The sequence below is a fragment of the Kitasatospora sp. NBC_00315 genome (assembly GCF_041435095.1).
Taxonomy (GTDB): Bacteria; Actinomycetota; Actinomycetes; order Streptomycetales; family Streptomycetaceae; genus Kitasatospora.
Window position 1 is genome coordinate 1,396,439 of record NZ_CP108025.1, and the last position, 23,500, is coordinate 1,419,938.

The 23,500-nt window shown below is 73.8% G+C and carries 20 protein-coding genes; 7 read left to right on the forward strand and 13 right to left on the reverse strand.

All coding sequences use genetic code 11. The features are described from left to right. Positions 1-316: 316 nt before the first annotated feature. Positions 317-1,180: an aldo/keto reductase gene (locus OG823_RS05855; RefSeq protein ID WP_371478089.1), complete on the forward strand. Its 864-nt coding sequence runs from the start codon at positions 317-319 to the stop codon at positions 1,178-1,180. Positions 1,181-1,316: 136 nt separating this feature from the next. Here OG823_RS05855 and OG823_RS05860 read toward each other — a convergent pair whose 3' ends face one another. Next, positions 1,317-2,213 carry a MarR family transcriptional regulator gene (locus OG823_RS05860; RefSeq protein ID WP_371478091.1) on the reverse strand — a complete coding sequence of 299 codons (897 nt, stop codon included), beginning with the start codon at positions 2,211-2,213 and terminating at the stop codon, positions 1,317-1,319. A 405-nt stretch (positions 2,214-2,618) separates the two neighbouring features. Here OG823_RS05860 and fabG point away from each other — a divergent pair, with 405 nt between their 5' ends. Beyond that, a complete protein-coding gene (gene fabG / locus OG823_RS05865; protein WP_371478092.1) occupies positions 2,619-3,386 on the forward strand; it encodes a 3-oxoacyl-ACP reductase FabG in 768 nt (255 codons plus the stop codon). A gap of 247 nt (positions 3,387-3,633) precedes the next feature. Here the strand turns inward: fabG and OG823_RS05870 are convergent, their stop codons facing one another. Next, entirely contained in the window at positions 3,634-4,596 is a 963-nt protein-coding gene (locus OG823_RS05870; RefSeq protein ID WP_371478094.1) for an LLM class flavin-dependent oxidoreductase, read from the reverse strand. 136 nt (positions 4,597-4,732) lie between these two features. On the opposite strand from OG823_RS05870, the gene OG823_RS05875 reads away from it, so the two are divergent. After that, entirely contained in the window at positions 4,733-4,957 is a 225-nt protein-coding gene (locus tag OG823_RS05875; RefSeq protein WP_371478095.1) for a hypothetical protein, read from the forward strand. Between the two features lie 149 nt (positions 4,958-5,106). Continuing rightward, complete coding sequence (locus tag OG823_RS05880) at positions 5,107-6,108, forward strand: phosphatase PAP2 family protein (RefSeq protein WP_371478097.1); 1,002 nt, start codon at positions 5,107-5,109, stop codon at positions 6,106-6,108. Between the two features lie 20 nt (positions 6,109-6,128). On the opposite strand, the gene OG823_RS05885 is transcribed toward OG823_RS05880, so the two are convergent. Next, the gene (locus OG823_RS05885; protein WP_371478098.1) at positions 6,129-6,317 is read right to left on the reverse strand and encodes an I78 family peptidase inhibitor; all 189 of its coding nucleotides are present in this window, start codon (positions 6,315-6,317) and stop codon (positions 6,129-6,131) included. A 138-nt stretch (positions 6,318-6,455) separates the two neighbouring features. Here OG823_RS05885 and OG823_RS05890 point away from each other — a divergent pair, with 138 nt between their 5' ends. Continuing rightward, positions 6,456-6,728 carry a DUF6343 family protein gene (locus OG823_RS05890; RefSeq protein WP_371478099.1) on the forward strand — a complete coding sequence of 91 codons (273 nt, stop codon included), beginning with the start codon at positions 6,456-6,458 and terminating at the stop codon, positions 6,726-6,728. Between the two features lie 74 nt (positions 6,729-6,802). On the opposite strand, the gene OG823_RS05895 is transcribed toward OG823_RS05890, so the two are convergent. Then, on the reverse strand, positions 6,803-8,428 hold the full coding sequence (locus OG823_RS05895) for an aldehyde dehydrogenase family protein (protein ID WP_371478100.1): 1,626 nt from the start codon (positions 8,426-8,428) through the stop codon (positions 6,803-6,805). A 176-nt stretch (positions 8,429-8,604) separates the two neighbouring features. Between OG823_RS05895 and OG823_RS05900 the strand changes: the two genes are divergently transcribed. Further along, positions 8,605-9,384, forward strand: coding sequence for an IclR family transcriptional regulator (locus OG823_RS05900; protein ID WP_371478101.1), 780 nt, complete (start codon positions 8,605-8,607; stop codon positions 9,382-9,384). Between the two features lie 325 nt (positions 9,385-9,709). On the opposite strand, the gene OG823_RS05905 is transcribed toward OG823_RS05900, so the two are convergent. Further along, the gene (locus tag OG823_RS05905; RefSeq protein WP_371478103.1) at positions 9,710-10,873 is read right to left on the reverse strand and encodes a hypothetical protein; all 1,164 of its coding nucleotides are present in this window, start codon (positions 10,871-10,873) and stop codon (positions 9,710-9,712) included. A gap of 176 nt (positions 10,874-11,049) precedes the next feature. Beyond that, positions 11,050-11,979 carry a 5-dehydro-4-deoxyglucarate dehydratase gene (locus tag OG823_RS05910; RefSeq protein ID WP_371478104.1) on the reverse strand — a complete coding sequence of 310 codons (930 nt, stop codon included), beginning with the start codon at positions 11,977-11,979 and terminating at the stop codon, positions 11,050-11,052. A gap of 533 nt (positions 11,980-12,512) precedes the next feature. On the opposite strand from OG823_RS05910, the gene OG823_RS05915 reads away from it, so the two are divergent. Beyond that, positions 12,513-13,304, forward strand: coding sequence for an NAD-dependent epimerase/dehydratase family protein (locus tag OG823_RS05915; protein WP_371478105.1), 792 nt, complete (start codon positions 12,513-12,515; stop codon positions 13,302-13,304). 134 nt (positions 13,305-13,438) lie between these two features. On the opposite strand, the gene OG823_RS05920 is transcribed toward OG823_RS05915, so the two are convergent. The 7 genes from OG823_RS05920 to hpnE form a co-directional block, all read right to left on the reverse strand. Further along, complete coding sequence (locus OG823_RS05920; protein WP_371478106.1) at positions 13,439-14,878, reverse strand: aspartate aminotransferase family protein; 1,440 nt, start codon at positions 14,876-14,878, stop codon at positions 13,439-13,441. Continuing rightward, positions 14,868-16,778: a 1-deoxy-D-xylulose-5-phosphate synthase gene (gene dxs, locus OG823_RS05925; RefSeq protein ID WP_371478107.1), complete on the reverse strand. Its 1,911-nt coding sequence runs from the start codon at positions 16,776-16,778 to the stop codon at positions 14,868-14,870. Before dxs ends, OG823_RS05920 begins: the two co-directional genes overlap by 11 nt. Positions 16,779-16,853: 75 nt before the next feature. Next, a complete protein-coding gene (gene hpnH, locus OG823_RS05930; protein WP_371478108.1) occupies positions 16,854-17,882 on the reverse strand; it encodes an adenosyl-hopene transferase HpnH in 1,029 nt (342 codons plus the stop codon). 2 nt (positions 17,883-17,884) lie between these two features. Further along, positions 17,885-18,625, reverse strand: coding sequence for a 1-hydroxy-2-methyl-2-butenyl 4-diphosphate reductase (locus OG823_RS05935; RefSeq protein WP_371478109.1), 741 nt, complete (start codon positions 18,623-18,625; stop codon positions 17,885-17,887). Further along, positions 18,622-20,775: a squalene--hopene cyclase gene (gene shc / locus OG823_RS05940; protein ID WP_371478111.1), complete on the reverse strand. Its 2,154-nt coding sequence runs from the start codon at positions 20,773-20,775 to the stop codon at positions 18,622-18,624. The genes OG823_RS05935 and shc overlap by 4 nt, the downstream gene beginning before the upstream one ends. A gap of 7 nt (positions 20,776-20,782) precedes the next feature. Beyond that, entirely contained in the window at positions 20,783-21,871 is a 1,089-nt protein-coding gene (locus OG823_RS05945) for a polyprenyl synthetase family protein (RefSeq protein ID WP_371484322.1), read from the reverse strand. 107 nt (positions 21,872-21,978) lie between these two features. After that, positions 21,979-23,406: a hydroxysqualene dehydroxylase HpnE gene (gene hpnE / locus OG823_RS05950; RefSeq protein WP_371478113.1), complete on the reverse strand. Its 1,428-nt coding sequence runs from the start codon at positions 23,404-23,406 to the stop codon at positions 21,979-21,981. Positions 23,407-23,500: the final 94 nt, after the last annotated feature.

The window sequence follows — 23,500 nt, forward strand, 5'->3', positions numbered from 1 at the left end:
CGGCCCGGGTCTCGGGCGCGCGGCCACGCTCCCGACGCGGGACGGCGGGGCCTGGGAAAAGGGCTGCGGGGGGAGGGCTGCGGGGGGAGTGACTGCGGGAGGGAGAGGATGCGGGAGGGCGGGGCCGGTGCCGTCACGGCCGGGCGGGTTCAGGACGTCATGGGAGTCGAGCCTGCCGTCAAGGATGTGACCCACGCAACAGGTTTTCCGGCCGGTCACCGGGGCCGGACAAACCTTCGACCGGCGGGAACATCGGCACCACCTGTGGGGTTGGCACGTCCGGAAGCATTGGACGACCAGGAGGGCACCCCTTCCCGTGAGCACCATCCCCACCGTCACCCTCAACAACGGGGTCCGGATCCCGCAGCTCGGTTTCGGCGTCTGGCAGGTCCCGGACGCCGAGGCCACCACCGCGGTGCGCAGCGCCGTCGAGGCGGGCTACCGCTCCATCGACACCGCCGCGATCTACGAGAACGAGGCCGGCACCGGCCAGGCGCTCGCCGAGGCCCTGGCGGGCGGCGTCGCCCGTGAGGATCTCTTCGTCACCACCAAGCTCTGGAACTCCGGCACCGCCGACTGGACGGGCGAGCAGGGCCGCGACGCCGTGCTCCGGGCCTTCGACGAGTCGCTGGGCAAGCTGGGCCTGGACTACGTGGATCTCTACCTGATCCACTGGCCGCGGCCGATGCACGGCAGCTACCCGAACGTCTGGAAGGCGTTCGAGCAGTTGCTCGCCGACGGCCGGGTGAAGTCGGTCGGCGTGTCGAACTTCGGCCCCGAGCAGCTGACCCGCCTGCTGGCGGAGTCCTCGGTGGTGCCGGTCCTCAACCAGGTCGAGCTGCACCCGCACTTCCCGCAGCGCGAGCTGCGCGCCTTCCACGCCGAGCACGGCATCGCCACCGAGGCGTGGAGCCCGCTCGGCCAGGGCAAGGGCCTGCTGAGCGAGCCCGCGCTGGTGAAGATCGCCGAGAAGCACGGCCGGACCGTCGCCCAGGTGGTGCTGCGCTGGCACCTGCAGAGCGGCGTGATCGCGATCCCCAAGTCCGTGACCCCGTCGCGGATCAGGGAGAACCTGGACGTGACCGGCTTCGAGCTGGACGCCGAAGATCTCGCGGCGGTCGCCGCCGTGGAGACCGGCGAGCGGCTGGGCCCGGACCCGCAGGGCTTCGACTGGAACTGAGGCCGGTCGGCGCGGACGTGCCGGTGAACGACCTCGTGCCGAGCCTCCCGCCGCAGCCGCTCGTGATCTGCGCCGAAGGCCGTCGCCCCGAACGGGGCGACGGCCTTCGGTTCCGAGGCGAATCGTTTTGGCTGGTCTACAGACGCGCCGCCTTGGCGAGCAGTGCGAGGGCCGCCTCGTGCTCGTGCTCCTCCAGCGGCGAGAGCAGCAGCAGCTGCACCTGCCGCACGCCGGCGGCCGAGCGGTGCAGCAGATCCTGGCCGGCCGAGGAGAGCGAGAGCAGGTTGCGGCGGCCGTCCGAGGGGTCGCGGCGACGCAGCACCAGGCCCCGGCGGACCAGACGGCTGACCATCTCGGCCATCGTCGCCTTGTCCAGCGAGGCGAGCTCGCCGACCGTGCGCTGGTCGGCGCCCGGCTCCGACTCCAGGGCGTCGAGCACCGCGTACTGAGGCGCCGTCAGCTCGGAGCCGACGTGCTCGGTCCAGAGCTTGGTGTGCACCTGCTGGCCGACCCGGATCAGATAGCCGATCGCCCGCTGGGCGTCCAGTATCGGACGGGCGTCGGTGATGACGGCGACGGCGGCCGGCTCCAGCCGGGCTATCCGCGCCATCACCCGAACGATTTCGAGCTGCTCCTCGGGCGTCAGCGGCTCGAAGAGCGTCCGCTGCACACGGACCACTCCGCCGGTGGCCTCGCGAACCGCCTGCGCGCCGTTCTGAGAGAGTGCCAGCAACTTGCGCCGGCCGTCCGCGGGATCCCGGCGCCGCAGCACCAGCCCCCGTCGGACCAGACGCGCGACCATTTCGGCCATCGTCGCCTTGTCGAGCGATGCCCGCTCCCCGACCGTGCGCTGGTCGGCGCCCGGTTCGAGGGCGAGGACCAGCAGCACGGCGAACTGCGGAGCCGTGAGGTCGGCGCCGACGTGCTCGGACCACAGCCTGGTGTGAACCTGCTGTGCAACGCGGATGAGGTGGCCGGGCGACTGCTGCAGTCGCGCGGACACTCGGGTCGTCGGGATCTCCCCCAGCACCATGTATCCGTCCCGATGTCACACCCGGTGTGTGTGGGACACCCGGGTGGGGCAGTAACGGCGTGTGGGCGTCCCGCTGTGAGGGAGGGCGCGCCAGCCGTGCAGCCGGTGGCTGCTGGCGCACACTATACAAACGCCAAGCCCCTGCTGGCAGACGGGGGCCGATAGTAGACGCAACTTCCATGAACTTGGCATATTTACACGCCCCGCCGGCCCTCGTTCACCCGTTCACAGCAGAAAGCCGACCGGTCGGTCCTTACCCTCGGTCACCTGCGGCTCTGTCCTCTGGCCCCACTGGCTACTCGTCGGTAAGGTGTCCGCGAAGCGCTCTCAACGCCACCCTCCGGACCGGCCGACGCCCCCGCGCGATTTCCGGCCCGCCACCCCACGAGAGAGACGAGCCCCAGCATGACCGAGCAGAGCACAGCCGCCAGGGTCGCGGTCGTCACCGGCGCCGCCCGCGGCATCGGCGCCGCCACCGCCCTCCGACTGGCGGCCGACGGATACGCCGTCGCCGTGGTCGACCTGGAGGAGGCAGCGGGCAAGGACACGGTCGACCGGATCGTCGCGGCCGGCGGACGTGCCCTCGCCGTCGGCGCGGACGTCTCGGACGCCGAGCAGGTCCAGGCCGCCGTCGACCGGATCGCGGCCGAGCTCGGCGCCCCGGTCGTCCTGGTCAACAACGCCGGTGTCCTGCGCGACAACCTGCTGTTCAAGATGTCCGAGTCCGACTGGGACACCGTGATGAACGTGCACCTGCGGGGCGCCTTCCTGATGTCCCGCGCGGTGCAGAAGCACATGGTGGACGCCGGGTTCGGCCGGATCGTCAACCTCTCCTCCTCCTCCGCCCAGGGCAACCGCGGCCAGGCCAACTACTCGGCCGCCAAGGCCGGTCTGCAGGGCTTCACCAAGACCCTGGCCATCGAGCTCGGCAAGTTCGGCATCACCGCCAACGCCGTCGCCCCCGGTTTCATCGCCACCGAGATGACCGCCGCCACCGCCGCCCGGATCGGCATGGAGTTCGAGGCCTTCAAGGAGGCCGCCGCGACCCAGATCCCGGTCAACCGGGTCGGCGTCCCCGAGGACATCGCCAACACCATCTCCTTCCTCGCGGGTGAGGGCGCAGGCTTCGTCTCCGGCCAGGTCATCTATGTCGCGGGCGGACCGCTCGACTGATCGTCACGGCCCCGCCGAGCACCCCTGGACCGATTGCCGGGCCCGGGGGCGCTCCGCCGTTCCGGCCCCGGGCCGCACGCCTTGGGCCGCACCGTCCTGCCTTGGGCCGCACCGTCCTGCCCCCGTGGCCGACGGCGATCACGGGCCGCGCGGCCGACGGCGATCACGGGCCGCGCGGCGGGGCCACCGGTGACGGAGTGCCGGTCCACCGGTGCCGAGAGGCTTGGGCCGCCCCGCCGTACCCGGGTCAGCGGCGCCGGCGCAGGAGGGGAAGCAGCTCGGCGAGCTGCTCCAGCTGGCCGTGCTGCGCGCGCAGGTCGCCCGCGCCGATCCGGCAGACCAGGTGCCGCGCCCCCGCCGACAGGTAGCCCTCCAGGATCCGGGCGATGTGCTCGACCGGGCCGGCCACCAGGGTCTGGATCGTCTCGATCACCTCCAGCGGAAGGCCGTAACTCGCCCGGCAGTAGGTGTCCAGCCCCAGCCGGCCGGCGGCCGGATCGGGTGCGACCAGCAGCGTGGTGTAGAGCGCCGGGGTGATCGCGGCCGGCTCCCGGCCCGCGGCCGCGGCCGCCTCGCGGGCCGCCGCGAGACCGGGTGCGTAGTCCTGCGGATCGGGCGGGTACGGCAGCCAGCCGTCGTACAGCCGGCCGGTCCGCTCCAGCGCCGCCGGGGTCGCGCCGCCGAGCCAGAGCGGCGGACCGCCCGGCCGGTACGGGGTCAACCCCTCGGGCAGATCGTCGAGATGCAGCACCGCCCCGTGGAACGCGGACGGGTCGGGCGAGGTCCAGAGGTGGCGCCAGAGTGCGACGGTGTCGTCGAGCCGGGCGAAGCGGCGAGGCCACGGCACCTCGGAGATCGCGTACTCCCGCTCGGAGCGCTTCGGGAAGCCGGCGCCGACCGTCACCACCAACCGGCCCCCCGACAGCAGGTCCAGCGAGGCGAGTGCCTGCGCCGTCGCCACCGGGCGGCGCAGTGCGGGCAGCAGGGCCGCCGTGCCGAGGGTGATCCGCTCGGTCCGCGCGGCCACCGCACCGAGCACGGCCAGCGGTTCGAGCACCGGCCGCAGCAGGGTGTCCCCCACCCAGAGCGAGTCGAAGCCGAGCGCCTCGGCCCGGGTCGCGAGGTCCAGCAGCCCGCGCGGGTCGGCGTTCTCACCCCACTGTGCCCGGCCGGTCGGCAGTACCACGCCCATGCGCACGTCATCGTCCATACCGGCCAGCCTGGTCGGTGCCCGGTGGAGCGGCAATTCCCGGTCAGGAATGGCGAGTACCGCGCGCTGCCCCGGACTCGGCGCCCATCGCCCCGCCCGCCCACCGTCCGTGGCTCCGCCCGGTTCCGCCGCGCCGATGGAGCCGCCCTCCCGGCACGGCCCGCTACGGCTCGTCGCCGCCGTGACGACCTTCGCCACCGCCGCCGAGATCGCTCCCGCCGACATCGCTCCCGCCGAGCTGGAGGCAGAGGCCGTCCTGCCCGCCGACCGGGCCATCGCGGCGATCCCGACCCGGCTCCGCCCACGACCGGGACCGTCCTTCCACCCCTCGTCCGCCCATTCGACGGACCGCCATTCATGAACACCATCCCGAAAGAAATCCGACATCGGCGAACGAAATATCGGCAGCCTCGAATATCTGGCGACAATCTCGCCCAGTAGAACCGTGACCTGCGATCTTTCCCGACGGAACGGGTCTGGTGAATTCTCCGCACGGGTAATCTCCATTCCGTGCGAGACCAGATCGAATCACCACCGCCACCGAGCCGGCCACGGCCCCGCCAGGGATCGGCCGCCTATTCCAGCTGGCCGCCGCTGAGCCGCTCACAGGCCGTCCTGCTCGGCCTGACCGTGCTGGCCTACCTGCTCGTGATCGCCGGGGTGCTGCTCGACACCACGCTGGTGGACCTGGACTGGTGGGCCCGGCTCGCCCGGCCCTACCGGCGCTGGCCGGAGCTGGAACCGCTGCTCAGCACCTGGGTGGTGGCCGGCCAGCGCGGGCCGTCCGCGATCGCGGCCTTCTGCTGGCTCGGCTGGCGCGCGCACCGGATGCACAGCCTGCGTCCCCTGCTCGTGATGGGCACTGCGCTGCTGCTGCTCAACGTCACGGTCGGCACCGTGAAGATCGTCACCGGCCGGCTCGGTCCGCACTACGCCCACTACGTCGGCTCCGCCGAACTCTTCTCCGGCGGCACGGTGTTCCCCTCCGGCCACACGGCCAACGCCGTGGTGACCTGGGGTGTACTGGCCTACCTCGCGACACGCTGGCGGCGGACGGGCGCCGTCCTGGCCGGCGTCACCGCCTGCTCGATCGGGCTCACCACCGTCTACCTGGGCACGCACTGGGTGAGCGACGTCCTCGCGGGCTGGGCGGCCGGCCTGCTGGTCCTGCTGGCCCTGCCGCTGGCCGAACCACTGCTCGCCCTGACCGCCGCGCGGATCGCCGAACGACGCGAGGCTCGGCGACGTACGCCCGCGGACGCCGGCTCGGCGCGGCTGCCTCCGGCGGCCCCCGACGGGAGGGGCCGGGACGCACTGGTGTCCCTCCGGCCGGCCCCGGTCCGGCGAGCACGGGCGGGCGGGGGCGAACCGTACCGGTCGGATCCCGACCCGACCGGGGCCGCGGCGGCCGAAGCCGGGCGGATCGGCGGGCGCGGCTCCGCCGAGCGGAGCGGGACGCAGTGGAGCGGGGCTGCGCGAACGGGCGTGGAGCGGGCGGGAGCGGAGCGCTAGACCCGTCCGCTGGGAGGGGCTCAGCCCTCCCAGCCGCGCTCCACCACCCCGTCGCGGACCAGGAGGTTCAGCCGTCCCTCACGGTGGTCCATGGTCATCATGGCGCCCGGTGCCAGCACCCGCACGACGCGCCAGCCGCGCTCGTCGGCCAGCCGCCGCGCGGCCCCCACCGGCAGCCCGGGGAAGTCGTCCGTCCCACCGCTCGGCATGGCCGCCCCCTCCTGGTCGCGCTGCTGGTCGAGCTCCCGGTTCGCCGCGCTGACCGCGCGGGCGCCGGGGCCTTCGGGAGCACCGCCGGGCGTACCCTGGAACGGTAGACCGGAGACGGCCGGGAGGAGGCGAGCGTCGTGCGTGCGACGACCCCGCGCCGATGGCGCAGCGGCACCGAACCCGCCACCGCCCGGAGCGACCTGAAACTGCGGCTGCTGCTCTCGCTCACCTTCACGCCGTTCTTCGCGCTCTGCACGGCGGGCTTCGCGGTGTTCGCCGCGCGCGCCACCGCCACCGACGTGCCCGGTCGCGGGACGCTGATCGGGTTCGCGATCGCCTGCGGCGCGCTGACGCTGTTCGCGCTGGTGGACCTCTGGGTCGTACTGCGGCGCCGGCAGACCGAACTCTGACGGCCCCCACGGCCCCCCGCGGCCCCGCGGCCCCGCGGCCGCTCGATGCTCGCGCGACCGCGGGAGCCCCGGGGTCAGCCGGGGGCCTCCCCCGGCAGTCCCTCGGGCCGGCCGTCCACCCGGCGCGGAACGCCGAGCGGGTTCCCGTCCCGCAGTTCGGGTGGCAGGAGTTCCTGCGGCACGCCCTGGTAGCTGACCGGGCGCAGCCAGCGCCCGATCGCGCCGGCGCCGACCGAGGTGGCCACCGAGGTCGCGGCCGGGTAGGGCCCGCCGTGGTGCATCGCGGGGGCGACGGCGACGCCGGTGGGCCAGCCGTCCACCACGATCCGGCCCGCCAGCGGGATCAGCCGGCGCAGCAGCCCGGCCGCGTCCTCGCCGTTCTCGTCGGCGGCGAACCGGACGGTCGCGGTGAGGTTCCCGTCCAGTCGGGCGAGCACCGCCTCCAGCTCGGCCTGGTCGCGGTAGTGGGCGAGGACGGTGACCGGGCCGAAGCACTCCTCCAGCAACAGGTCGTGCGGGCCGTCCTCGGCGAGCAGCGCGGCCGGCACCGCGAGTACGCCGGGGCGTACGGCGAGCGGAGCGCCCGCGGTCGGCTCCTCGCCCGCCGCCAGCAGCTCGGCCACGCCGGGGAGCGCGGTCCGCTCCCGGACACCGGCCAGGAAGGCCGCGCGCATCCGCGCGTCCAGCAGCGGGGTGGCGGCGACCCGGCCGGCTGCTTCGACCACCGCCTCCTCCAGCGCTCCGGGCTTGCTCCGGGCTCCGCCGGGCGTCTCCGCGACCCCGCCGGGGTCGCCCGCGGGCACCAGGACGAGACCGGGCTTCACGCAGAACTGCCCGCCGCCCAGCGTGAAGGAGGCGGCCAGGCCGGCGCCGATCTCGTCGGCCATGGTGGCCGCCGCGGCAGGGGTGACGACCACCGGATTGAGGCTGCCGAGCTCCCCGTGGAACGGGATCGGCCGGGGGCGGGCGGCCGCGACGTCGTGCAGCGCCCGCCCGCCCCGGACCGATCCGGTGAAGCCGACGGCGGCGGTGAGCGGGTGGCGTACGAGCGCGGCCCCGGCCTCGAATCCGTGCACCACGGCGAGGACGTCCTCGGGGAGGCCGACCGACACGGCGGCGGCGCGCAGCAGGCGGGCGCAGAGCGCACCGGTCTCGGGGTGGCCGGGGTGGGCCTTGACGACCACGGGGCAGCCGGCCGCGAGAGCGCTGGCGGTGTCACCGCCGGGGACGCTGAACGCGAGCGGGAAGTTGCCGGCGGCGAACACGGCGACGACGCCGAGCGGGGTGTTGGCGCGGCGGAGGTCGGGTCGCCCGAGCGCGGAGTCGGCGTGGTCGATCACCACGTCGAGAAAGGCACCGTCGTCGACGATCTCGGCGAAGGCGCGGAACTGGTAGGCCGTGCGGGCGAGTTCGCCGGTGAGCCGGGGAACGCCGAGGGCGCTCTCGGCGTCGGCGACGGCGACGACCTGCGCGGCGTCCCGCTCCAGGTGGTCGGCGGCGGCCCGTAGCAGGGCGGCCCGCCGGGGGCGGTCGGCCAGCGCGGCGGCGGCCGCGGCGGCGGCTCGTACGGCCCGGTCGATGTCGGCGGGAGAGGACTCGACGCCGACCCGGGCACGGTGCTCGCCGGTGCGCGGGTCGACGCTCCACACCGGGGCCGGGAACGCGTCGTCGGTGGTCACGGGTACGGTGTCGCTGGTCACGGCCTGAGCCTCCTGGTCGACGGCGGTGGCGGGGTGGCGGCCGCGGCGGGCCCGGCCGGGCCCGGCGTAGTGTCCGCACCGAACTGTCCACACGCCCGTTTGTTCAGTATGCTGAACGATATACAACTACTTGAACTCGCGGGACGATACGCCGCGCGACAGAGGGGGTCAAGGGCATGACCACGCCGACCAGTGCCGCCGCCGGCGGCGCACAGGTGAAGTCCGCCGTGCGCACCGTCGAGCTGCTGGAGTACTTCGCCGGGCACACCGGCATGCACAGCCTCGCCGAGGTGCAGGAACAGACCGGCTACCCGAAGAGCAGCCTCTACATGCTGCTGCGCACCCTGGTGGAGCTGGGCTGGGTGGAGACCGACGCCACCGGCACCCGGTACGGCATCGGGGTGCGGGCGCTCCTGGTCGGTAGCTCGTACATCGACGGGGACGAGGTCGTCGCGGCAGCCCGTCCGGCGCTGGACCACCTGGCCGACGACACCTCCGAGACCATCCACCTGGCCCGCCTGGACGGCACGAACGTGGTCTACCTGGCCACCCGGCAGTCGCAGCACAGCCTGCGCCCGTTCACCCGGATCGGACGGCGGCTGCCCGCCTACTCCACCTCGCACGGCAAGGCCCTGCTCGCCACACACACCGACGAGCAGATCCGCCGGCTGCTGCCGGCCGAGCTGGAGCCGCTGACCGAGCACACCCACACGGACCGCGAGAAACTGATCGAGGAGTTGCACGAGATCCGCGAGCGCGGCTACGCGATCGACCGCGAGGAGAACACGCTGGGCCTTCGCTGCTTCGGCGCCGCCATCCCGTACCGCACCCCGGCCCGGGACGCGGTCAGCGTGTCGGTGCCGATCGCCCGGCTGACGCCCGGCCGGGAGCAGATGATCCGGGACGCCCTGCTGGACGCCCGGGACCGGCTCACCCTGGCCACCCGCCACCTCTGACGGTTCGCCACCCTCCGGCGGCGCTGCGCACCTTGCGGCCGGGGCTCCGCCGTTCGCCCGCCCGCCGCCCCACCGGGCGGGCGCCGGTCGCGATGCCCGCCGGGCTTGTCGACCGGGTCGTGCGGCGCCGCCCGTGCCCAGCCACGGGCGCGGCCGCCATTCATGTCCGTGAACTTCGGTGACCGGCTCACCGCAGCCACCCAGGGGCTCCGCGCCGCCGGCGGCCACTGCCCGGCGGCCCAGGCGACGGGGGTCGGTCGTCGAGGCCCGGTCGCCGGTGGAGCCGTCGATGGATCCCACCGGGGGAGCGGCCGGCGGCGGGGCCTCACGGCCGGCCGCCGAGGGTGGCCGCGCCGAGCGCGGCGGTCAGCTGCCGGAGGTCCTCGTCGGAGGCCAATCCAGCGTGGTAGAGCCGCAGTTCACTCGACCCCGGCGGAGCTTGGGTCGCCGTCGGATCCCCGCCCGCACCCTCGACGATGCCGAGGTTGGCCGCCAGTACCGCGCCCGCCGGCGCGACGGCGGCGGCCTCGGCGACGCGGGCGGCCGGGACGACCAGGCCGTCCACCAGCCCCGACAGGCGGGGCACGTCCACCCCGGGGTTGGATCCGCTGCGGTGCACGCCCGGGTCGGCGTGCAGCAGGATCCGGAAGCCGGGGGCGGACGCCGCCCGGACCGACTCGACGACGGCCCGCTGGAGGGCGAAAGCGGCCGCGACGCGGTGGGCGAGGGCGGCTCCGGCGAGGTCGGCGCCGAGCAGTTCCGCCGCCCGCGCCGGCTCGTCGCCGTCGCGGGGCTCGGGACCACCGCGCCACAGCGGCTCCAGAGCGGTCCGTACCGCGGCCCGCAGTGCGCCCGGATCGGCGCCGGCCGCCCGGTACCCGCGCCCGCAGGCCGCGCAGAAGCAGAGCGACATCAGGTACTGCCCGACCGGGCCGAGCGGGACGCCGGCGATCTTGTCGTGGGCGTGCAGGTGCGCGAGTCCGTACCAGCCGCAGGCCTCCAGCTCCACGCCGCCCACCCCGGGCCGCACGGCGGCCTCCGCCGCCAGGTCCGCGCAGTACTCCACCACCTCCGCCTGCGCGACGCACGGCGCCCACGGGTAGTGCTCGCCGTAGGCGTTCTCCACGGTGATCCGCTCGTTCTCCTCGCCGAGACGGGAGTTGTGGGCGAGCACCACCCAGGAGTGCACCTCCAGACCGGCCGCGGCCAGTGCCGAACGCGCCGCGTCGAACGGATCCGCGCCCGGCACCCAGCTCTGTGTGTACGGCTGCAGTGCCCGGCCGCGCCACCGGCCCGGGTCGGGCGGGTAGTAGACGGCGGCGTGGCGGGCGGTGACGATCCGGGTGCGCGGGTGGCGCGGGGTGAGCGCGCGGGTGGAGTGGTAGGCACCGGCGAGGGTGATCTGCTGGACGCCGAGGCCGGCGAGCCGGGCCGGGGCGTCCCGGTCGCCGACGACGTCCCAGGGATAGAGGAAGGCGGAGCTGCGCACGGTCGGGTCTCCTTGCTCTGTCGGTCGTCGAGTGCCGTCGACGGCCCCGCGTGAGGACCGGACGTCGGGTGAGGACGTGGCGTCGGGTGAGGACGTGGCGCAGCGGTCGTACGGGGCGCAGCGGTCGTACGGGGTGGGCGCGCGGCGGGGAGCCGGCCGGCGACCGGAGCGTCCGGTCAGATCAGATCGCGTGCCCGCTCGATCAGGGCGGCGAGTTGGGCGATGTGCTCGTCGGTCGCCTCGGTGAGCGGCGAGCGGACGGTGCCGACGTCCAGACCGTCCATCCGGACACCGGCCTTGACCAGCGAGACCGCGTAGCCCGCGCCCTGGTTGCGCAGTTCGACCAGCGGCCGGAAGAAGCCGTCCAGCAGCCGGTTGACGGTCTCGTCGTCGCCGCTGCCCAGCGCCTTGTGGAAGGCGAGCGCGAGGTCGGGGACGAAGCAGAAGGCCGCGGAGGAGTAGAGGGTGACGCCGATGCCCCGGTAGGCGAGAGCGGTGAGCTCGGCGGTCGGCAGGCCGTTGAAGTAGCGCAAGGGCAGCCCGGGGCGGGAGGTGCGCACGGCGCTGACGATGCGCTGCATCCGGTCCAGGTCGCCGACACCGTCCTTGAAGCCGATGATGTTGTCGACCGCGGCGAGCCGGACGACGGTCTCCGGGTCGAGCACCGCGTTGTCGCGCGCGTAGACGATGACGTCCAGCGCGGTGGCCTCCGCGAGCGCGGTGTAGTGCCGCTCCAGGCCGGCCTGGGACGCGGTGACCAGATAGGGCGGCAACGCCAGGACCCCGTCGGCGCCGGCGCTTTCGGCGCGCCGGAGGAACTCGACGGCGAGCGCGGTGCCGTGGCCCGCCCCGGCCACCACCGGGACGGCGCCCGCCACCTCCTCGACGGCGGCGGCGACCACCCGCTCGTACTCCTCCAGGCCCAGCGCGTGGTACTCGCCGGTGCCGCAGGCGGCGAAGACGGCGGCCGCGCCGCGATCGAGGCGGGACCTGATGTGGGCCCGGAACACGGCGGTGTCGACGCTGCCGTCGGCCGCGAAGGCGGTGACGGGGAAGAACAGGAGGCCGTCGAGGCGGTCGGCGAGGGGCTTGGCGTTCTCGGACATGGCGGTCGCTCTCCGGGGTCAGGGTATCTGCGATGACAGCGTTTATACATCATTGTGACTCACATACACATCCATGAACAGCGAATCACGTCAGAGCCTCACCAATTCGGGAAGATGCGTGGGTCCACTGGGGTTGACGCTCCCCCTCGGGATATCTAAGCTGTTCAAGCATATGAACTCTGTCCATGGGCGTATCACGAGGGAGCGGCAGGCCCGCGCCCCGTCACGGCCCCCGGACCCACCACACATCGCTGTGCCGCGCCGCCGGCCCCACGACCGTGGAGCCGCCCCGAGAGAAGGCGAACCCACCCGTTCCTCCCGCCGGAAGGACCATCCTCCGGTCCCGGCCCGGCCCCGCGCGGCAGCGGGGCCGGGAGAGGTCCGCGACCGGCGCTTCGACGGGACACCACCGCACCTGGACTCCGTACCCGACGCGAGCGACGAGCATGGAGTGGTGCGCCTGCTCACCCGGCCCCGCTCGGCGACGACCTCGATTCCGACCACATCAAGTCCCACACCGTCAGGACGTACTGATGCCCCGGACCATCCTGCTGACCGGCGCGGCCGGCGGCGTCGGCACGCTGCTGCGCGAGCTGCTCCCCGGCCACGGCTACCGGCTTCGCCCGGCCGACCTGCACCCGATCGACGGTGCCGAGGACGCGGTCGTCTTCGACCTGCGGGACGCGGCGGCCGTCCGCGCGGCCGTGCGGGGGGTGGACGCCGTGGTCCACCTCGGCGGCATCTCCGTGGAGGACTCCTTCGCGAACATCCTCGGCAGCAACATCGAGGGCCTGCACCATCTGTACGAGGCGGTCCGCCTGGAGGGCGTGCGGCGGGTCGTCTTCGCCAGCAGCAACCACGCCGTGGGCTTCACCCCGCTGACCGGCGGGGGGCTGATCGGCAGTGACGTGCCGCCCCGCCCGGACACGTTCTACGGCCTGTCCAAGGTGTTCGGCGAGGGACTGGCCTCGTTGTACGCGGACAAGTACGGCGTGGAGACGGTCTCGATCCGGATCGGCTCCTGCGTCGCCCGGCCGTGCTCGCCGCGGATGCTCGCGACCTGGCTCAGCCCCGCCGACTGCGCCCGGCTGGTGCACGCGGGGCTCAGCGCACCCGGCGTGGGCCACACCGTGGTCAACGGCATCAGCGCCAACACCCGTGCCTGGTGGGATCTCTCCTCGGCCCGGGCACTCGGGTACGAACCGCAGGACGACGCCGAGGTGTATGCCGCGGAGATCATCGCCGAGCACGGTGAGCTGGATCCCGACAGCCCGGAGGCCCGGCTGCTAGGCGGCTGCTTCACCACCGTCGAACCGCCGCTCTGAACTCGGCCGGGGCGAGTCCGCGGCCGGCCCTGGTCCGGACGGCGGACTCGCCCCGGCCGGACACCGTCCTCGACGCCCCCGAATGCTCCCCCGAGCCCCCCGGGGGAGGGAACGCCGCCCTCCCCCGGCGGGGCTCAGCGGCTGCCGACCGCCTGCTTGACCAGCGTCCGGCCGAAGTCCCACATCAGACCGCTGCCCCGGTGGGCGTCGTCCATCACGTCGGTGAAGGCGTCGACGAAGCGGTCCACGTCCCACTCGGTGATGGTCAGCGGCGGGATCAGCTTGATCACCTCCAGGTGGTCGCCGGAGACCTGGGTGAGGATCCGGTGCCGTTGCAGCAGCGGCACCACGACCATCTGGGCGAACAGGCCCTTGCGGGCGGCCTGCAGCGCCGTCCAGCCGGTGCGCAGTTTCAGCGAGCGGGGCCGGCCGAACTCGATGCCGATCATCAGGCCCCGCCCCCGGACCTCGGCGAGCAGTTCGTACCTGTCGGTCAGCGCGGCCAGCCGCTCCCGGAGCAGGTCGCCGATCCGGCGGGCGTTCTCGACCACCCGCTCCTCGCGCATCACGTGCAGGGTGGCGAGCCCCGCCGCCATCGCCTGGGCGTTGGATCCGAAGCTCGCCGAGTGCACCAGCACCCGGTCCATCGAGGAGTACACCTTCTCGAAGATCCACCCCTTGCCGAGTGTCGCGCCGATCGGCACGTAGCCGCCGGAGAGCGCCTTGGCCGCGCAGAGCAGGTCGGGCAGCACGCCCTCCTCGTGCTGGTAGGCGAAGAAGTCGCCGGTGCGGCCGACGCCCGTCTGCACCTCGTCGCAGATCAGCAGCGCCTTGTGCTCGTGCAGCAGCTCCTGGGCCGCGCGCAGCCAGCCGGGCGGCGGCGCAAGCACGCCCTTGCCCTGGATCGGCTCCACGATCAGCGCCGCGACGTCGCCCTTCCGCAGCTCGCGGGCCAGCGCGCCGAGGTCGCCGAGCGGAATCGCGGTGTCCGGCAGCAGCGGGTCGAAGCCCTTGCGGAACCCGCTCTCGCCGTTGACCGAGAGGGAGCCGGCCGTGAGCCCGTGGAACGCGTGGTCGCAGTACAGGACGCGGCGCCGGCCGGTGGCGTACCGGGCGAACTTGAGCGCCGTCTCGACGGCCTCGGTGCCGCTGTTGCCGAAGAACACCCGGTCCAGGCCGGGCGTGTGGGAGAGCAGCTGCTCGGCCAGCAGGCCGGGCAGCGGGGCGCAGTCGAAACGGGTGAGATCCGGCAGGTCGAGATCCATCACCTGCTGGACGGCGGCCCGCACCACCGGGTGGTGGCGGCCGAGCGCGAAGACGCCGAAGCCGGCCAGCATGTCGAGGTACTCGTTGCCCTCGGCGTCGTAGAAGTAGGGCCCCTCGGCGCGCTCGTAGGACTTGTCGAAGCCGATGGTGTGCAGCATCCGCGGCAGTTGCGGGTTCAGGTGGCGGCTGTGCAGCTCGTAGCGCTCGGCTCCGCGCTCGGCGAGCAGGGCGGCGAGGTCGAGGCCCGGTGCGGTACCGGCGCGGGGTGCGCCCGGGAGGTCGGATCCGTAGCTGGGGTCAGCCGGCATGGCGCTGGTTCGCTCCTCGGGTCGGCAGCAGGTGCTTGGCGATCGCTGCGGTCTGGGCGGCCACCCCGGTACCGGTGAGGCCGATCTCCTCCAGGATCTCGCCGCGCGAGGCGTGCGCGAGGAACTCCTGCGGAATACCGAGGACCCGCAGCGGGGTGTCCACCCCGGCGTCCCGCAGGGCCTGGGCGACGGCGGCGCCGACGCCGCCGGCCCGGCCGTTGTCCTCGACCGTGACCACCAGCCGGTGGGCGGCGGCGAGGACGGGAAGGGCGGGGTCGACGGGCTTGACCCAGCGGGGGTCGACGACGGTGGCGGTGAACCCCTCGGCCACCAGCAGGGCCGCGGCGTCCAGGCAGGCGGGGGCGGTGGTGCCGACCGCCACCAGCAGGATCTCCGGCGCCGCCCCGGTGCGCTGAAGGACGTCGACGCCGCCGATCCGCTCCACGGCGGGGATCGCCGGCCCGGTGTCGGCCTTCGGGAAGCGCACCACCGTGGGCGCGTCCGCGACGTCCAGGGCCTCGCGCAGCTGGGCGCGGAGCTGGTCGGCGTCGCGCGGGGCGGCCAGTCGCAGGCCCGGGACGACCTGCAGGACCGACATGTCCCACATGCCGTTGTGCGAGGCGCCGTCGGTGCCGGTGACGCCGGCCCGGTCGAGCACGAAGGTGACCCCGAGGCGGTGCAGCGCGACGTCCATCAGGACCTGGTCGAAGGCCCGGTTGAGGAAGGTCGCGTAGACCGCGACGACCGGGTGCATACCGCCGGTGGCCAGCCCCGCCGCGCTGGTGACGGCGTGCTGCTCGGCGATGCCCACGTCGAAGGTCCGCTCGGGGTACGCCTGGGCGAACTTCGCCAGCCCGACCGGCTGCAGCATCGCGGCGGTGATCGCCACGACGTCCGGCCGCTCGGCGCCCACGGCGAGCATCTCGGCGCCGAAGACCGACGTCCAGGAGACGCCGGAACTGGGCGAGATGGGCAGGCAGGTGTACGGGTCGATCGGGCCCACCGCGTGGAAGCGGTCGGCCTCGTCCTGCTCGGCGGGCCGGTAGCCGCGGCCCTTGACGGTCAGGCAGTGCACGATGACCGGGCCGCCGAAGCCGCCGGCCTGCCGGAGCGCCTGCTCGACGGCGCCGGTGTCGTGGCCGTCGATCGGGCCGAGGTACTTCAGGCCGAGATCCTCGAACATGCCCTGCGGGGCGAAGGCGTCCTTGAAGCCCTTCTTGGCGCCGTGCAGCGCGTCGAAGATCGGCTGGCCCACCAGCGGGGTGCGCTGCAGCGCGCCCTTGCCGAGCGCCAGGAACCGCTCGTAGCCCCGGGTGGTGCGCAGGGTCGCGAGATGGTGCGCGAGGCCGCCGATCGTCCTCGCGTAGGAGCGCTCGTTGTCGTTGACGACGATGACCAGCGGACGGTCCTGTGCCTCGGCGATGTTGTTGAGCGCCTCCCAGGCGAGGCCGCCGGTGAGCGCGCCGTCGCCGATCACGGCGACCGTCCGCCGGTCGTGCTGGCCGAGCAGCTGGGCGGCCTTGGCCAGCCCGTCGGCGTACGCGAGCGCGGTGGACGCGTGCGAGTTCTCCACCAGGTCGTGCTCGGACTCGGCCCGGGACGGGTACCCGGAGAGGCCGCCCCTGGATCTGAGCCGACTGAAGTCCTGCCGGCCGGTGAGCAGCTTGTGGACGTAGCTCTGGTGGCCGGTGTCCCAGACGATCCGGTCGTACGGGGAGTCGAAGACCCGGTGCAGCGCGATGGTCAGCTCGACCACGCCGAGGTTCGGACCGAGGTGGCCGCCCGTCCGGGTGACCGCGCCGATCAGGAACTCGCGGATCTCCTCGGCGAGTACGGGGAGATCGGCGGCCGGTAGGAGTTTGAGGTCGGCCGGCCCCTTGATGGTGGACAGCAGTGACATGGTTTCACCTCATGACTGGGCTGACCGACGGGGTGCGGCGGCCCGGCACGGGTGGCCCGTGCCGGGCCGGCGGAGTCAGTGCGAGCGGTTGGCGGCGATGGTCTCCCGCGCCGCCCGGATCGACTCCTTGAGCGAACCCATGGTGGCGAGCACGGCCGTCGGCTCGTACCCGCAGTGCGCCATGCAGTTCTCGCAGCGCGGATCGCGGCCGCGGCCGTACTTGGACCAGTCGGTCTTCTCGATGAGCTCACGGTAGGTGGGGACGTAGCCGTCGGACATCAGGTAGCAGGGGCGCTGCCAGCCGAACAGCGAGTAGTTGGGGATCCCCCAGGCGGTGCACTCGAAGTCCACCTTGCCCTCCAGGAAGTCCAGGAAGAGCGGGCTGTGGTTGAGGCGCCAGCGGCGGCGGTTGCCGCCCGCGAAGGTCTTCCGGAACAGCTCCCTGGTCTGCTCGACACCGAGGAAGTGCTCCTGGTCCGGGGCCTTCTCGTAGGCGAAGGCCGGGGAGATCATCATCTCGTCGACCTGGAGGTCGTCGTTGAGGTAGTCGAGCACCTCGATGATGGTCTGCGGGGTGTCGGTGTTGAAGAAGGTGCTGTTGGTGGTGACCCGGAAGCCCCGCCGCTTGGCCTCCTTGATCGCCTCCACCGCCTCGTCGAAGGTGCCGTCCTTGGCCACCGAGGCGTCGTGCCGCTCGCGCAGCCCGTCGATGTGCACCGTGAAGGTGAAGTACGGCGAGGGCTTGAACTTGTCCATCTTCTTGCGCATCAGCAGCGCGTTGGTGCAGAGGAAGACGTACTTGCGCCGCTCCACCAGCTGCCGGACGATCTCGTCGATCTGCGGGTGCATCAGTGGCTCGCCACCCGCGATCGAGACCATCGGCGCGCCCGACTCCAGCACGGCGCCGACCGCCTGGGCGACCGGCATCCGCTGCTTCAGCACCCCCGCCGGGTGCTGGATCTTCCCGCATCCCTCACAGGCGAGGTTGCAGGCGAACAGCGGCTCCAGCTCGACGATCAGCGGGAACTTCTCGCGCCGCTTGAGCAGCTTCTGCTGCATGAGGTAGGTACTGACCCGTACGGTCTGGCGCAGCGGCATGGCCATGGCTAGCTCGCCTCCTGGGGGAGCGTCGAGGATGTCGGGTGGGGGTGGACGAGGGGCGGGGCGAGGGCTCGCCCGGTGGCTGCCGGGACCGTCTGCCGGTGCCAGGCGACCAGCGCGGGCACGGTCGCGCGCAGCGTCCGCCAGGCGCGCAGCCCGGCGGGCAGGGTGACCGGGCGGAGCAGCTCGTGCTCGGGGGTGTCGACGACCACCCGCAGGACGGCCGCGGGCAGGATGCCGCGGGCCGGTGTGCCGTCGGCCGTCGCGGGCGGGGCGGGGCGAAGCTCCTGGAGCAGGGCGAGGACGCCGGCCGCCTCCATGTCGACGGCGAGGGCGCCCTGGGCGTGCAGCGCCGTACGCTCCAGGCCGCGGACGACGTGGTCGGCGGTGTGGTGCACACCGGTGTGGACGGTCAGGCCCCGGGCCTGCAGGGCCTCGGTCAGAGTCGGGCCGGAATCGATTGCGAAGAAGTTGCCTTCGGCATCGCGCACCCCGTTCGCAACGATGACGTCACCCGGGCTTATTCCCGGTGCCACCGCCGCGCCGAAACCGGCCACCACCAGGGCGCCGTAGCCGCCGGGGGCCGCCGTGAGCAGCCCTCGGACGGCGAGCGCGGCGCGGCGCCGCCCCATGCCGGTGCGCACCAGCACCGGCGGGCCGCCCGCCGAGCCCGTCCAGTCGCCGCCGCGCAGCGCCCAGACCTCGGGGCCGAGCGCGCAGAGCACCAGGAGCGGGGCGGTGGTCATCGGGCGGCTCCGATCCCCGGCGCGGCGCCGGCGCCGACCGCCGGGGTGCCGTTGAGGTAGCGGCCGAGGGCGGTGACCGGGAAGACCAGCCGGTAGAGGTGGTAGTTGATGGAGAAGTCCCAGGGGAACCCGGTGCCGGTGAACTGCGGTTCGTCCCAGGTGCCCTCGGGCAGCTGGGTGCGGACCAGCCAGTCGACGCCGCGCTCCACCACGGGGTTGGCCCGGCCGTCCGGGCCCTCGCCGGCCGCCAGCAGCGCCATCAGGGCCCAGGCGGTCTGCGAGGCGGTGGAGTCGCCGCGGCCGGCCCACTGGGCCGGGTCGTCGTAGGAGCGCATGTCCTCGCCCCAGCCGCCGTCGGTGTTCTGACGGTCCTCCAGCCAGCGGACGGCCTTGCGGATGGCGGGGTGCCGTTCGGGGACGCCGGCCGCCACCAGGGCGGGCAGCACGGAGCCGGTGCCGTAGATGTAGTTGGTGCCCCAGCGGCCGAACCAGGAGCCGTCGGCCTCCTGGTTGCGCAGCAGCCAGCGCACGCCCCTGCGGGTCCGCGGGTCGTCCGCCTTGCCGACCTCGGCGAGCATCTCGACCACGTGCGCGGTGACGTCGGCGGAGGGCGGGTCGACCACCTCGCCGAAGTCGCAGAAGGGCAGTTTGTTGGGCAGCACGCTGGTGTTGTCGACGTCGAACGCGCCCCAGGCGCCGTTCCTCGACTGCATGCCGAGGTTCCAGTCGACCGCCCGCTCGACCGGACCCGCCACCCGCTGGGGATCGGGGTGGGCGACCCGGCGCAGCGCGAGGACCACCTCGGCGGTGTCGTCGATGTCGGGGTAGTTGTCGTTCTCGAACTCGAAGGCCCAGCCGCCGGGTGCGAGGGAGGGGCGCTGGACGGACCAGTCGCCGCGCCGGGTGATCTCCTCGCCGATCATCCAGTCGACGGCGGAGACCAGCGCGGGGTGGTCGGCGCCGACTCCGGCGTCGACCAGGGCGATGGTGGCCAGGCAGGTGTCCCAGACCGGCGACTGGCAGGCCTCCAGCCAGCGCCGGCCGTCCTCGGTGTGGACGGTGAAGCGGTCGAAGGCGGCGAGCCCGGCCTGCATGACCGGGTGTTCGAGCTCGTAGCCCTGGAGGTGGAGGGCGATCAGCGAGTAGACCGCGGGGGGCTGGATGCCGCCCCAGCAGCCGTCCGCCTCCTGGCGCTCGACGATCCAGCGGGCGGCCTGGGCGAGCGCCGTCCGGCGCAGGGGGCGCAGGGCCCGCCGGTGGTAGGCGTGCAGCAGTTTGTCGAGCCGCTCGAAGAGGCCGTCCCAGCTGGTGGCCGGGGCGAGCGGGCGCTCGGGGAAAGGATTCGCCGGGTCGCTGTGCAGCTCGGTCAGGGTGAAGGGGGCGGGGCGGACCGGGCGGTGCGCGGAGACCACGGTGAGCGGTACGATCGTCTGCCTGGCCCAGCAGCCGAACGCGTAGATGTTCAGCGGCAGCCACTTGGGCAGGAACATGATCTCCGGCGGCATCTCCGGGAGCCGCTCCCAGGGCCACCAGCCGAACAGGGCCAGCCAGATCCGGGTGAACACCCGGGTGGCCGCGATGCCGCCGCGCGAGCGGATGTGCCGAGCGGCCGCCAGCATGTGCGGGGCCGCCGGGTCGTCCCCGGCGAGCTTGAGCGCGACGTACGCCTCCACCGTGGTGGAGAGTTCCGGCGGGCCGCCGTAGAAGGTGGACCAGGTGCCGTCGTCCCGCTGCTGGGAGCGGATCCACTCGGCCGTGGCCTTGGTCAGTTCTTCGTCCCGGATGCCGAGGAACTGGCGCAGTAAAAGGTCCTCGGCGTCCATGGTGACGTTGGTCTCCAGGTCCCCCTTCCACCATCCCTCGGAGCTCTGCAGCGAGAGCAGGTGGGTGGTGGCCCGGGACAGTGCCTCCCGGGCGGAGGCGGGGGGCGGGGGGCCGTCGACAGGCCGTAGGTCGGGTGGTTCATCAGCTTGTCGGACCGGCCGTACTCCGTCGGTCTCCCACCGCGTGGCGTGCGCGGCGGGCAGCGGCGTGGCCGCGACCGGTGCCTGGTGGCCGTTCAGGCCCTCGGGCACCGGTGGGCGGTCGCCCACCGCGACCGGCTCGGAATCGTACTCAGGGTCGAGCCGGCCGTCCGCAGTTGCTGTCAACTTGACGTCACCTCTCTCGTACCACCACGAATTCGGCGAGTGCGACGAAGTGCTCGCGCACCACGTCGGCCATCGGCACCTCGTCCAGGGCGGCGAGGGCAGTCTTGTGCTGGCGGCGGGCCTCGTCCTGGGTCCAGGCGCGGCCGCCGGCCTGCTCGATCAGCGCCGCGCGGGCGGCGAGCTGCGACTCGCTCTCCTCGCCGCGGCCCTCCGGGTCGGCGAGCTGATCGGCCAGCAGCCGGGCGGCGGCGTTGCCCTCGGCGAGCGCGGCGGCCACCGGCAGCGACTTCTTGCGGTTGCGCAGGTCGCCCCAGTGCGGCTTGCCGGTGACCTCGGTGGCGCCCCAGATGCCGAGCAGGTCGTCGACCGCCTGGAAGGCCAGTCCGAGGTGGTGGCCGTAGCGCTCCAGCGCGTCGGCGACCCGGTCGTCGGCGCCGGCCAGCACCGCGCCGATGGCGGCGGCCGCGGCGAGCAGGGCGCCGGTCTTGTTGCCCTCCATCTCCAGACACTCCTCCACCGTGACGATGTCGCGGTGCTCGAAGGAGAGGTCCTGGGCCTGGCCGTCGATGAGCTTGCGGGTGGCGGTGGTGATCAGCCGCACGGCGCGGGCCGCGTCGGTGGCGCTCGCCCCGCCCGTGACGGCGGCGTCCAGCAGCACCTCCGTCCCGAGGGTGGCCAGCGCGTCGCCGACCAGGATCGCCTGGGCCGGACCGAAGACCGTCCAGGCGGTGGCCCGGTGCCGTCGGGTCTCGTCACCGTCCATCAGATCATCATGGAGCAGGGAGAAGTTGTGCACCAGTTCAACGGAGACCCCGCCGGGTACCCCGACCTCGGCGGGAGCGCCCACGGCCTGCGCCGACAGCAGCGCCAGCGCGGGGCGGACGGCCTTGCCGCCGTCCCCCTGCGCGGGGGTGCCGTCGCGGTCGATCCAGCCGAAGTGGTACGCCGCCACGGTGTCCATCGGCGCTGCCAGCCGGGCCACCGAGGCACGCAGCGGCGCGGCACAGAGCGTGCGGGCCCGGGCGAGCAGCTCGGGCACCGAGACCGGCTCGGCCTGCGCCGTGCCTCCGACGGCGGTGCCGATGCGTGACTCCACGTGCGTTCCCTCTCCCTGGTGGTGCCGGGCCGTGCTGGACGGCCGGGTGCTTGCGGTCTCGGCGGTGCCGAGGGTCTTCGCCGCGTCGGCGCGGACGGGGCCCGGTGTCACCTGGGCCACCTTCCGTCGCCCCGGTCGACCGGGCGGCGGGCGCCGCCCGCCAGGGCCGCGTCGGCGGCCGCGTGGCCGCTGCGCACGGCGCTCTCCATGGTCGCGGGCCAGCCGGTGGCGGTCCACGAACCTGCCAGCAGCAGGCCGGGGACCTTCGTCAGGGCGGACGGCCGCAGCGCGGCGGTGCCCGGGGCCGGGTCGAAGGTGGCGGTGCGCTCGCGGGTGACGAAGAAGTCCAGCACCCCGGCGCCCGCCGCGGCCGGCAGCAGGCGCTCCAGCTCGGGCAGGTAGCGCGCCCGCAGCTCGGCGACCGGCAGATCGATCTCGTCCTGGACGGCGGACTGCGACACCGCCAGGTACTGGGCCCCCGGGTGGGCCGCGCCGAGCGCGGAGGCGGCCAGCCCGGAGTGCGCGGTACGGTCGAAGACCCACTGCACGGGCGAGCCCAGGGCGGCGAAGAACGGCCGGCGCAGCACCGTGCGGTCGTAGACCACGTGCACGTTGAGGATCGGCGCGGTGCCGAAGGCGGCCAGCCGGTGCTGCCCCTCGATCGCGTCCGCCGGCAGCAGCGCGGCGGCGGTGTCCTGAGCACCGGCCAGGACGACGGTGTCGGCGGTGAGCAGTTCCCCGCCCTCCAGCCGCACGGCGTGCTGGGCGGCCGGCTTGAGCTCGGCCGCGCGGGCGCGCAGCAGTACGCGCACACCGGCGCGCTCCAGCTCCGCGAGCGCCGCGTCGTGGTGGATCGCGCCGAGCGGGGCGGCCGCCATACCGATGTCGGAGGCGCCCGGGTCGGAGAGCAGGCCGGTCTTGAAGACCATCGCGGCCAGCGCCAGCGACACCTCGTCCGCCCTGGCGTTCAGGGTGGCCACGCCGACCAGGTCCCACAGGGCGGCGAGGGTGGCCGCGTTCTGGCCGTTGCGGCGCAGCCAGTCGCCGAACGAGATCTCGTCCAGGGCCGGGTCGGACAGGTCCAGAGCCTTCAGCGCGAGCGCGCCGCGCACCACCCGCAGCCGGTCCGCCGGGCGCAGGTGGGGGTACGTGGCGAGGCTGCCGGCCAGGTGCAGCGGGACGGGGAGCCCGGACCGGCGCAGCCGGCCCACGGTCCGCCGGACGGCCGGACCGCCGCCCGAGACGCCGAGCACCGGAACGTCCAGCCGGGGCTGGAGGTGCACCAGGCGCCCGGCGCCGAGCCGGTCCACCAGACCGCGGTAGGCGGTGCAGCAGCGCAGGAAGACGTGCTGGCCGTTGTCGACCGTCAGCTCGCCGCGCTGGAAGGAGAAGGCCAGGCCGCCGAGCCGGGGCCGGCCCTCCACCAGGGTGACCCGGTGGTCGGCCTCGGCCAGGCGCAGCGCCGTGGTGATGCCGGCGAGACCGCCGCCGACCACGACGGCGGTGGGCCGGGCGGTATCGGTTCGCGCGCTCATCGGCCCTCCCCCCTCTCGTCGGTGCGCCCGCCGGCGTCGGTGCACCGCACACACGTGACACTCATGGCCAACGCGAATCTGCCCATGCGTGATT

Excerpts from the sequence above, each read along its gene's own strand:
- OG823_RS05860 (WP_371478091.1), bottom strand. The coding sequence starts at position 2,213 with ATGGTGCTGGGGGAGATCCCGACGACCCGAGTGTCCGCGCGACTGCAG.
- fabG (WP_371478092.1), top strand. The coding sequence starts at position 2,619 with ATGACCGAGCAGAGCACAGCCGCCAGGGTCGCGGTCGTCACCGGCGCC.
- OG823_RS05870 (WP_371478094.1), bottom strand. The coding sequence starts at position 4,596 with ATGGACGATGACGTGCGCATGGGCGTGGTACTGCCGACCGGCCGGGCA.
- OG823_RS05875 (WP_371478095.1), top strand. The coding sequence starts at position 4,733 with ATGGAGCCGCCCTCCCGGCACGGCCCGCTACGGCTCGTCGCCGCCGTG.
- OG823_RS05885 (WP_371478098.1), bottom strand. The coding sequence starts at position 6,317 with ATGCCGAGCGGTGGGACGGACGACTTCCCCGGGCTGCCGGTGGGGGCC.
- OG823_RS05900 (WP_371478101.1), top strand. The coding sequence starts at position 8,605 with ATGACCACGCCGACCAGTGCCGCCGCCGGCGGCGCACAGGTGAAGTCC.
- OG823_RS05910 (WP_371478104.1), bottom strand. The coding sequence starts at position 11,979 with ATGTCCGAGAACGCCAAGCCCCTCGCCGACCGCCTCGACGGCCTCCTG.
- OG823_RS05915 (WP_371478105.1), top strand. The coding sequence starts at position 12,513 with ATGCCCCGGACCATCCTGCTGACCGGCGCGGCCGGCGGCGTCGGCACG.
- OG823_RS05920 (WP_371478106.1), bottom strand. The coding sequence starts at position 14,878 with ATGCCGGCTGACCCCAGCTACGGATCCGACCTCCCGGGCGCACCCCGC.
- dxs (WP_371478107.1), bottom strand. The coding sequence starts at position 16,778 with ATGTCACTGCTGTCCACCATCAAGGGGCCGGCCGACCTCAAACTCCTA.
- hpnH (WP_371478108.1), bottom strand. The coding sequence starts at position 17,882 with ATGGCCATGCCGCTGCGCCAGACCGTACGGGTCAGTACCTACCTCATG.
- OG823_RS05935 (WP_371478109.1), bottom strand. The coding sequence starts at position 18,625 with ATGACCACCGCCCCGCTCCTGGTGCTCTGCGCGCTCGGCCCCGAGGTC.
- hpnE (WP_371478113.1), bottom strand. The coding sequence starts at position 23,406 with ATGAGCGCGCGAACCGATACCGCCCGGCCCACCGCCGTCGTGGTCGGC.